This is a genomic window from Streptococcus danieliae (assembly GCF_025447695.1).
GTDB classification, from domain to species: domain Bacteria; phylum Bacillota; class Bacilli; order Lactobacillales; family Streptococcaceae; genus Streptococcus; species Streptococcus danieliae.
On sequence record NZ_JAOBSU010000176.1, the window covers coordinates 1 to 1,709 of the forward strand.

The window sequence follows — 1,709 nt, forward strand, 5'->3', positions numbered from 1 at the left end:
ATCAGAATAGGAATTGCTTTATATGGATTATAATACTCAAAAATTACTCGGAATTCAAGACCTAGACATCACTTTCAAAGAAGACTGGCTTATTTATCGTAAAGATAGACGCAATCGTATGGCTCAAATCATCGAAGGCTCCTTAGAGAAACGCCCAAGTCATTGTCCCTCCTGTGGAGCTGCTTGGGAGTCTACTAAGGATGTCTATGCTCATGGTACTACTCCTAAAAAGCGGGTAATTCAGCTGACAGAGATCAACAATCAGCCTACTTATCTAGAACTAACCATCCGTCGCTCCAAATGCCGTCACTGCTCAGTGGTGTCTGCCAATCATCTCCCTAACTATTTCGTTAAGAGAAGAAAAAGTATTAGTGTAAAACTTCATCTCAAAGTTTTGATGGAGCTAAAAAATCCGACTAATTGCAAAAAGGTTGCCTCAATCTGTAAAACGGGCTATCAAATTGTCTATCAAACGTCTTTGCAAATAGCTCACTACATAAATGATTTAGACTCAAGACCCCTTCCTAGGGTACTAGCCATCGATGAATTTAAAGCTACTCGAGATTGTGAAGGAGCCATGGCCTTTATCGCCATGAATTGGGAAAGTGGGCAGATTCACACGATTTTAGAGGATCGTCGGAGTCATAAGCTCTTAGAATTCTTCAATGGTTACTCCTATGAAGAACGCTGCAAGGTGGAGTTTGTTGTGATGGATATGAATGCAGCCTATGATTCAATGGTCAAAAAAGCCTTTCCCAAAGCTCAGATTGTAATCGATCGTTTCCACATTGTACAGCACTTGACCAATGCCTTCAAGATGATTCGGATTCAGGAAATGAATAAATTAAACCGTCACTCAGGTGAAGAGGCCAAGAAATATCGTCGTTTAAAGCGATTTTGGAGACTTTCACAGAAAGACTATAGCTGTCTGTCCTCTGAATCCAAGTATTACCCCTTGTTTGATCGCTATATATCAGCTCAAGACATAGCTTTGGAGCTAGCCAATTACAGTCCTGTTTTGAAGGAAACCTGGGAGTTTTATCAGCTATTACTTGGCTATTTTAAGGATAGAAATGCCGACTATTTCTTTGATTTGATTCGAGAAAGTCGGAGCTCAGAATTTTTACCTCAAAATTTTCGTAATAAATTAGCCTTTCTTTTGAAGAAGGAAGAAAGTATACGCTTGGCTTTGTCTGTACCTTACAACAATGGCCTCGTTGAAGGGACCAACAATAAGATCAAGCTTCTGAAACGTTCTGCTTTTGGCTATCGGAAACATGAGCATCTCTTTGCCAGAATTTACTGGATGCAGGCTGATACTGTTTACTCTGTCTAAAAAACCTCTCCTCTAAGGAGGGAAGGGATAGAAGGTTGGATTTCTATCAGTGGATTCAAATGCTTATAGTGGAACTGTTAGCGCACATAGGCTTCTAAGGATTAGAAGAGATGCGGAACCCAGTGGTGAAAAGATTCCAAGCCACCAGGCTTGGAATCGGGGGGAGTCGGGAAACTTGGGTTCCCGACTAAGGCATGGAACTCGTTAGAGGTCGCTGCCGTCCCCCACCACAGGGAAAGCATCTCATAGAAATTCGAAAGAAGCCGGATTCGGATTGACGTTAAAACCATCTCAACACCCTTATTAAAAAGCTAAATAATAAAAGCCTAAAACTGTCAGTTTTCAGGGATTCCACACAACTTGACAAAGAGCC

At 41.3% G+C, this 1,709-nt stretch carries 1 protein-coding gene; it reads left to right on the plus strand.

Annotation, left to right across the window (positions count from 1 at the left end):
- Window positions 1–22 precede the first annotated feature (22 nt).
- Window positions 23–1,336: an ISL3 family transposase gene (locus tag N4310_RS08370; RefSeq protein ID WP_262092815.1), complete on the plus strand. Its 1,314-nt coding sequence runs from the start codon at window positions 23–25 to the stop codon at window positions 1,334–1,336.
- The last annotated feature ends 373 nt before the right edge of the window (window positions 1,337–1,709 follow it).